Origin of the sequence: Rhodopila sp., from assembly GCF_035548235.1 — a bacterium.
Classification (GTDB): domain Bacteria; phylum Pseudomonadota; class Alphaproteobacteria; order Acetobacterales; family Acetobacteraceae; genus Rhodopila.
On sequence record NZ_DASZTJ010000291.1, the window covers coordinates 1 to 7681 of the forward strand.

7 protein-coding genes and 1 pseudogene are annotated in these 7681 nt (G+C 66.3%); 4 read left to right on the forward strand and 4 right to left on the reverse strand.

From position 1 onward, the window contains the following. Positions 1-528, forward strand: a 528-nt coding sequence (locus VHB27_RS23690; RefSeq protein WP_325605279.1) for an acyl-CoA dehydrogenase family protein, incomplete at its 5' end; no start/stop codon positions are given. A gap of 161 nt (positions 529-689) precedes the next feature. Here VHB27_RS23690 and VHB27_RS23695 read toward each other — a convergent pair. Beyond that, a complete protein-coding gene (locus VHB27_RS23695) occupies positions 690-1745 on the reverse strand; it encodes a glycosyltransferase family 4 protein (protein WP_325605281.1) in 1056 nt (351 codons plus the stop codon). 259 nt (positions 1746-2004) lie between these two features. On the opposite strand from VHB27_RS23695, the gene VHB27_RS23700 reads away from it, so the two are divergent. Then, entirely contained in the window at positions 2005-3873 is a 1869-nt protein-coding gene (locus VHB27_RS23700) for an ABC transporter ATP-binding protein (RefSeq protein ID WP_325605283.1), read from the forward strand. A 124-nt stretch (positions 3874-3997) separates the two neighbouring features. Here the strand turns inward: VHB27_RS23700 and VHB27_RS23705 are convergent, their stop codons facing one another. Further along, positions 3998-4681 (reverse strand): Crp/Fnr family transcriptional regulator, encoded by a 684-nt coding sequence (locus tag VHB27_RS23705; protein ID WP_325605285.1) that lies wholly within the window; start codon positions 4679-4681, stop codon positions 3998-4000. 283 nt (positions 4682-4964) lie between these two features. Between VHB27_RS23705 and VHB27_RS23710 the strand changes: the two genes are divergently transcribed. Further along, positions 4965-5171, forward strand: coding sequence for a hypothetical protein (locus VHB27_RS23710; protein ID WP_325605287.1), 207 nt, complete (start codon positions 4965-4967; stop codon positions 5169-5171). A gap of 45 nt (positions 5172-5216) precedes the next feature. Here the strand turns inward: VHB27_RS23710 and VHB27_RS23715 are convergent, their stop codons facing one another. Both VHB27_RS23715 and VHB27_RS23720 read right to left on the reverse strand, forming a co-directional pair. Next, positions 5217-5660, reverse strand: coding sequence for a response regulator transcription factor (locus tag VHB27_RS23715; RefSeq protein ID WP_325605289.1), 444 nt, complete (start codon positions 5658-5660; stop codon positions 5217-5219). A gap of 203 nt (positions 5661-5863) precedes the next feature. Beyond that, positions 5864-6736 (reverse strand): LysR substrate-binding domain-containing protein, encoded by an 873-nt coding sequence (locus VHB27_RS23720; protein WP_325605292.1) that lies wholly within the window; start codon positions 6734-6736, stop codon positions 5864-5866. Positions 6737-6934: 198 nt separating this feature from the next. On the opposite strand from VHB27_RS23720, the pseudogene VHB27_RS23725 reads away from it, so the two are divergent. After that, a pseudogene (locus VHB27_RS23725) lies at positions 6935-7681 on the forward strand (DNA alkylation response protein); the annotation flags it as partial.

The following is a 7681-nucleotide window of genomic DNA, read 5'->3' on the forward strand; positions in this document are numbered from 1 at the left end:
GACTCGCGGGCGGCCGACATCGCGCTGTCGAACGTGTCGGTGCCGGCGGACGCGGTGCTGGGGGAGGTCGGCAAGGGCTTCCCGATCATCAAGAAGGTCGTCGAGGCCGGCATCGCCGCCACCGCCGCCGAAACGGTCGGCGCGATGGAGGCGATGAACGCCATGACGCTGGAATACAGCAAGACCCGCGTGCAGTTCGGCAACCCGATCGGGTCCTATCAGGTCGTGCAGCACCGGCTGGCGGACATGTTCATGGCCCAGGAACAGGGCCGCAGCATGGCGATGCTGGCCACCATGTCGATCGACAATCCCGATGACGAGGAACGCGCCCGCGACATCGCCATGGCGAAAGTGGGCGTCGGCCAGGCGGGACGGTATGTCTCGCAGAGCGCGGTACAGATGCATGGCGGCATCGGCATGACCGAGGAATACGCCGTCGGCCACTATTTCCGCCGCTGCATGGTGATCGAACGCCTGTTCGGCGACCCGGCCTACTACCTGAACAAGCTGGCGGCGGAGGTCGGGTAGGCCCCTGCCCTTTCCCCCGTCGGCCCCCTCTCCGTCGACCCCGTCACGGCCCGGCTTGACCGGGCCATCTGGCGCCACGGGGAAGGAGGTGGCCCGGACAAGCCGGGCCGTGACGCGCGAGAAGGGCTGGCCGCGCGCGGGAGGGCGCCGGCCGGTCGCCCCTACCCGTTGACCACGTGCAGCCGGCGCACCGGCTGGGCCAGTTCCTCGTAGACGTTGACATAGTCCTCGGCCATCCGGCGCGAGGTCCAGCGGCGGTCGAAGGTCGCGCGCACCTGCTTGCGGTCGATCGTGTGCAGCTTGCCGACCGCCTTCACCGCCTCGTCGATGTTGTTGACGATGAAACCGGTGACGCCGTCGTCCATCACCTCGGGGACGGAGCCGCAGTTGAACGCGATGACCGGGGTGCCGCAGGCCATGCTTTCGATCATCACCAGGCCGAACGGCTCCGGCCAGTCGATCGGGAACAGCAGCGCGTGCGCGCCGGACAGGAACGCGGGCTTCTGGGCGTCGTTGATCTCGCCGATGAACTCGACGTCGGGGTTGCCGACGATCAGGGGCTTGATCAGCGTATCGTAATATTCCTTGTCCGCATTATCGACCTTGGCCGCGATCTTCAGCTTCAGCCCCGCCTTCCCGGCGATCCGGATCGCTCGGTCCACGCCCTTCTCGGGCGAGATGCGGCCCAGGAACGCGGCGTATTCCTGCTTCACCGGCTGCGGCGTCAGCAGGTTGGCCGGCATGCCGTGCAGCACGGTGCGGACCCAGTTCAGGTGCGGGATCGGCCGGCGCTGGCTGTTGGAGATCGAAACGAACGGGCAGTCCTTGAAGGTCGAGTAGGTCTCGACGAACTCCCGCACGTCCAGCCGGCCGTGCAGGGTGGTCAGGAACGGCACGTTCTGCCGGCTGAACAGTTGCAGGGGGAAATAGTCGATGTGGAAATGCAGCACATCGAACTCGTCCTTGCGGCGATAGATCAGCTCGACCATCCTGTAATAGGTGGCGACCCAGTCCTTGACCGTCGGGTCCAGCCGCAGCGCGGTCTCGCGCATCGGGGCCAGCGTGGCGGAGGTGGTGGAGTCCCCGCTGGCGAACAGGGTCACGTCATGACCCATGGCCACGAGCTCTTCGGTCAGCGAATAGACCACCCGCTCCGTGCCGCCGTACAGCTTGGGGGGTACGGCCTCGAACAGCGGCGATATTTGAGCAATACGCATGAGTATTTAGCCCCAAATGGACTGTGGGTTGCACTGTCGCCAGGCACTTCGTTTCTTGTGGTTTTTCGCGCGTATTGCGCTTGACTTCACAATCCAGTGGCGCCTATCAATTATGCGTTGTAGAGTTTGAATGTGGCGAAATGTCGGCGTCTTGGCTGTGATTTCGGGGCAGAAACGCCCCGCTCCGGCCCGGGCGCCGCCGTCTCGCCGTGCGGTCCGGGTCCGCTGCCCTCATCCCGGTCCAGGAGCTTGCCCTTCCATGGGGTCCATCTCTGCCTCGGCCGACCGCTTGGAAGCGCGTCCACCCGGCGTTCAAGTGCCCAACAGCCCACTGGCCAACGGCCCACTGGCCAACGGTCAACTGGCCAACCTCCGCAGCCGGCCGCTCGCCTTCCTCTTCGCCTATATCAGGCAGCACCCCACCGGCCACCTGATCGTGCTGCTGTCCGTCCTGGTGGCAGTCGCCTGTAGCGTCTCGACGCAATACGGATTGAAATACCTGATCGACATCGTCGCACAGGGCCAGGCCGCCGCCGGAACCAAGGTCTGGGGCGCCTTCGCCCTGCTCTGCGGCCTGGTCGCGGCCGACAACCTGTCCTGGCGCGTCGGCGCCTATGCCGCCCATCGCACCTTCGTCGCCGTCACCGGCGACGTCCGACGCGACCTGTTCCGCCATCTGTCCGGACACTCGCCAACCTATTTCGCCGAACGCCTGCCCGGCGCGCTGGCCAGCCGCGTCAGCGCCACCGCCAACGCCGCCTTTACGGTCGAGAATACAGGTGTATGGAACGTCCTGCCGCCGACCGTCGCCGTCGTCATGTCGATCGGCTTCATCGGATCGGTCAACCTCCAGCTCGCCGGCGCGCTGCTGGCCGTCTCCCTCGCCCTCGGCGCCGTCATCTTCGTCCTGGCCCGCAACGGCGCCGGCCTGCACCTGGACTACGCCGAAAAAGCCGCCGCGGTCGATGGGGAGTTGGTGGACGTCATCGGCAACTTCAACGTCGTCAGGGCATTCGGCGCGACGTTCCGGGAGCAGTCGCGGCTGGCCGGCGCGATGGAGGTCGAAATGGCCTCCCGCCGCCGCAGCCTCTATTACCTGGAGCACCTGCGGCTGATCCACGCGGTGCTGACCGCCCTGCTGACCGCCGCCGTGCTCGCCTGGGGGATCATCCTCTGGCAGGACGGCCAGGCCAAGGTCGGCGACCTCGTGCTGATCAGCGCACTGGCCTTCGGCATCCTGCACGGCACCCGCGACCTTGCCGTCGCCCTCGTGGACCTGACGCAGCACGTCGCCAGGCTCGCCGAGGCGATCTCCACCCTGCTGACCCCGCACGACCTGGAGGACCGGCCGAACGCCGCCGCCCTGCCGCCCGGCCCCGGCGAGGTGGTGTTCGACCATGTCAGCTTCGCCTATCCGCAGCGCGCCTCGGTGCTGAACGACTTCGACCTGGTGATCGCGCCGGGCGAGCGGGTCGGGCTGGTCGGGTTCTCAGGCGCCGGCAAGTCGACCGTGCTGGCGCTGCTGCAACGGTTCTACGACGTCAGCGGCGGCACGATCTCGATCGACGGGCACGACATCCGCGACGTGACCCAGGAAAGCCTGCGCCACGTCATGGCCGTCGTCCCGCAGGACGTGTCGATGTTCCACCGGTCGGTGATGGAGAACATCCGCTACGCCCGTCCCGACGCGACCGAGGCCGAGGTGCTGGCCGCCGCCGGCATGGCGCATTGCCGCGACTTCATCGAGGCATTGCCCGAAGGCTTCAACACCATGGTCGGCGACCGCGGCGTGAAGCTGTCCGGCGGCCAGCGCCAGCGCCTGGCGATCGCCCGCGCGCTGCTGAAGGACGCGCCGATCCTGCTGCTGGACGAAGCGACCAGCGCACTGGACACGGAATCCGAACAGGCGATCCAGGCGGCGCTGGATACGCTGATGCGGGGCCGGACGGTGATCGCCATCGCGCACCGGCTGTCGACGCTGCAGAGCTTCGACCGCATCATCGTCATGGACAAGGGCCGCATCGTCGACGACGGCAGCCCCCTGGCGTTGGCGAGCCGCCCGGGCCCGTACCGGGAACTGCTGCGCAAGCAGCGGATGGAGCCGGAGCCGGTGCCCGCGGCGGCTTAACGCCGTTACCGGAGAAAGCAGGCGTCCGATGCAACCACGCGGCAAGTCCGTGCGCCGTCGGCACGCGCGGCTGCCGCGATGAACGCCGGGGATGAACGCGACAGGGTCGCGGGCCGATCCCGCGTCATTCGGACGTCAACGCCTCCAGGGCCTGGCGATCCAGGACCTCGACGTGCCGGCGGTCCTTGAACCTGACGATCTTCTGGTCAGTGAGCTTGCGCAGGCAGCGGCTCACGGCTTCCGGTGAAATGCCGACATACGCGCCGATATCGGATCGGCTCATGGACAGGTATATCTGCTTCGGCATGTTCCCCGCGGTTTCCTGTGCAACTTCGAGCATCTGCAGAAACAGGCAGATCTTCGAGACGGCGCGATGCCGGGACAGCACGAAGGCGTGGCGCTGCGCCGCCCGCAGGTCATGGCACAGCTTGCAGATGACTTGAAAATCGAGGGTGGGATTGTGCCGAAGCCGAGCCTCGAGCGGGGCCGCGGGGATCTTGTAGACGGTCACGTCCGTCGCCGCTTCGGCCGCGTTCACGAACGCCCCGTCTTCCGCCAGGCCAAACAGGTCGTTCGGAAAGAGGAAGCCGGACAGGAACCGACCGCCCTCCGGCAACGGCTGATAGGTTTTCACGGTGCCGGAGATGATGTTGTAGACGAAGGCGGCCTTATCCCCCTTCTTGTAGATAGTTTCTCCTTTACCGAACCGCGTGATGGTCGCGATCAGGGCGAGCTTTGCGCGGTCTTCCGCGTTCAGCGGATGACCCGGATTGGCGCCGGCCGACCAAATGGAGGGCGCGATAAACATTGGCCCAAGCGGCTGCTTGTCGTAGGACTGTCCGTTGTGTCTTGATGTCATGGTCGCCGGTCTCATCCGCAGATGCTCCGCTTTGTGTCCCACAAAAATCCGGGCGGAACTTGATCCGGATCAAGTTCCGTTCGAATAGGTCTTTCCCGTCGGCACGACTGCCCTTAGCAAAAAAGCCGCGTGTTCGCTTGCCTGGTTCACAAGGAGGCCGATCATGAATGGAGACCGCGGACCCGGTGCCAGCGGGTCGGATTGCGACCTCCGGCATCAAATGATGCCCCACTTGGACGAGGCAATCGAGGCGCTGACGGCACTGAATTCGTATCTCTTGGCTGTCGAGTTTCTGGAGAGCAGACGAACCGAAACCACGCGCGGCTTGCTCGACATCATAATACGATGTCAAAACCAACAACGCCGCGCAGGCATCGCCCTTCGGGAATTGAGCCGGATCATAGCGAAGAACGGTGCCAAAAAGGAACGACCGGCATGACGCCGGCAGGTTGAAGCCGTGACGCGCGCCGGACATCAGGCCCGGTCAGGCTAGTTTGCTGCCGACGAATTCGAGCAAGGCTTCGTCATCGAGAGGCTTCACCAACACGCGCTCCACACGCAGCGCGGCGGCTCGGTTTATGATCTCTTGCGACGGGTTCGCCGTGATCAGCAAGACGGGAAACGTGAAACCTTCCGCACGCAACCTTTCGATCAGGTCCAATCCCGTCATGCCCGGCATGTGATTGTCGGAAATCAAACAGGCGACTTGGCGCAAATTCGACCCAAGGAATTCCTTCGCCGAAGCGAATGCCTCAACGTCGTGCCCGGCTACCGCAAGCAGAAATCGAAGCGAGTTCCGTACGGCATCGTCGTCCTCGACGATCGCTATCTTGGCTGCCGTGCCTTCATCTTGTTCCATGTTCGGGCTGCAATCTATGATGTGATAAATATGGCCAAGCACGGAATCAGAACGCCTGACGTCGCTCATGATGCCCTCTTCCCATCAGAAACTTCTGCCACAGGCGATGCACGATTTTCGTTGATATAGATCAACGAAGCGCATGGGCGCGAAGGCCAATCGGATCGAGCCGTCGCGTGTCCTTGTCGTCGCTCCCGCGAGCCGATGCGGATAGCAGCCTCGCTCATGCAAGGTCCGGCGCGGAACGGCGGTCGGAGGACGCACCGGGCCGTTCACCCCGCCTGCTCCCGGATCCAGCCCGCGAAGTCCTGCAACGCGGGATCCCGCGCCAGCCGCGCCTCGTACTGCAGCACGAAGTGCCGCCGCGTCGGCCGCACCAGCGTGTGGGCGCGCACCACGTCGCCGCGTTCCAGTTCCGGGCCCAGCAGCCCCTCGATCGCGATGGCAAAGCCCAACCCGGCAGCGGCGGCTTCCAGGGCCAGGCCGATGCTCTCGAACGTGCCGCCGTCGCGCACCGGCACGGTGCCCAGCCCGGCATGGTTCAGCCAGCGGCGCCAGTCGTCCGGCCGGGGCCGGGCATGCAGTTGCGGCGCGGTGGCGAAGTCCGGCGGCCCGTCCCGCAGCAGCGCGGGGGCGCAGACCGGCACCGTCGCGATCGGCATCAGCGCGTGCGTCACCAGCCCGGCATGCGGCTGGGCGTCAGACACGACGATCACCGCGTCGTAACGCCCCGGCAACAGGTCCAGCGGGTTCAGGCTGGTGTGCAGGTCGACCTCCAGCCCCGGATGTGTCCGGGTCAGGTCGGCCCAGCGCGGCAGCAGGAAACGGGAGGCGAAATAGCCGAACGCGCCCACCGACAGCCGCCGCAACCGAGCACGGCGGGCGCCGCTGACGGCTTCGGCCACCTGGTCGAGGGCGTCGCCGACGGCACGCGACAGGGCCTCACCGGCGCCGGTCAGGGTCAGCCCGGTGGCGCGGCGCAGGAACAGCGTCGTGTCCATCTGGGTTTCCAGCGCGCGCACATGGCGGCTGACCGCGCCCGGCGTCACCCCCAGTTCATCCGCCGCTCGGGTCATGGACCCGTGGCGGGCGGCGGCCTCGAAGGCGCGGATGGCGTGCAGCGGCGGCAGGCGGCGTCCGGGCATTGAGTCTCACTCAAAACAGGAGGCGAAGTAATCGTTTGTCTCGGCTGGAATGGCAAGGCAGGTTGCCGGCGATCCGGCGCCGCCGTCACCCCCTGCCCTCGCGTTGCCTCTGCCCCGGTCCCTCGCCCCGCCGACCGTGCTGTGGCTCGGGTGCGTCGCGGGTCGAAGCCGGCGCAGGTTCATATAAGGAACGAAACGATGAACGACATGACCGCGATCGCAACGTCCCCCGGCACGCAGGTGTCGCGCGCGGCGACCCGGCAGCGGTCCTTGCACCTGGCGCCGGATTGCCGCGGACAGAATTTCTTCACGCTGGACCACGCCCTGCGGTCGCTGCTGCCGCTGTACATGGACGCCCCCCTGCTGGCGCACCTGGCGCCGCATTTCGATGAGTTGGGCGCCCTGGCCGGCGGCCGCCTGGGCGAATTGTCGGACATGGCGGAACGCCATCCGCCGGTACTGCACGCCCGCGACCGCATGGGCCGCGACGAGGAATGGGTCGAATTCCACCCCGCCTATCGCGCGATGGAGGAGATCGCGTTCGGTCGTTTCGGCATGCATGCGATGACGCATCGGCCGGGCGTGCTGGGCTGGCCGGACCTGCTGCCCCCGCTGGCGAAATACCTGTTTCATTACATGTTCGCGCAGGCCGAGTTCGGGCTGCTGTGTCCGGTGAACCTGACCGACAGTTCCTCCACCCTGGTGGACCGTTATGGCTCCGATACCATTCGCGCCCGCTACCTGGACGCGATGTGGAGCCAGGACCTCGGCCGGTTGAATCGTTGCGCTCAATTCATGACCGAGAAGGCCGGCGGCTCCGATGTCGGCGCGGCGGAGCTGATGGCGGTGCGCGACGGCGAACACTGGCGGCTGTGGGGCGAGAAATGGTTCTGCTCCAGCGTCGACGCCGAACTCGCGGTGCTGCTGGCGCGGCCCGAGGGTGCC

Bases quoted from the DNA above. Each gene is read 5' to 3' on its own strand.
- VHB27_RS23695 (WP_325605281.1), bottom strand. From the start codon at position 1,745: ATGCGTATTGCTCAAATATCGCCGCTGTTCGAGGCCGTACCCCCCAAG.
- VHB27_RS23700 (WP_325605283.1), top strand. From the start codon at position 2,005: ATGGGGTCCATCTCTGCCTCGGCCGACCGCTTGGAAGCGCGTCCACCC.
- VHB27_RS23705 (WP_325605285.1), bottom strand. From the start codon at position 4,681: ATGTTTATCGCGCCCTCCATTTGGTCGGCCGGCGCCAATCCGGGTCAT.
- VHB27_RS23715 (WP_325605289.1), bottom strand. From the start codon at position 5,660: ATGAGCGACGTCAGGCGTTCTGATTCCGTGCTTGGCCATATTTATCAC.
- VHB27_RS23720 (WP_325605292.1), bottom strand. From the start codon at position 6,736: ATGCCCGGACGCCGCCTGCCGCCGCTGCACGCCATCCGCGCCTTCGAG.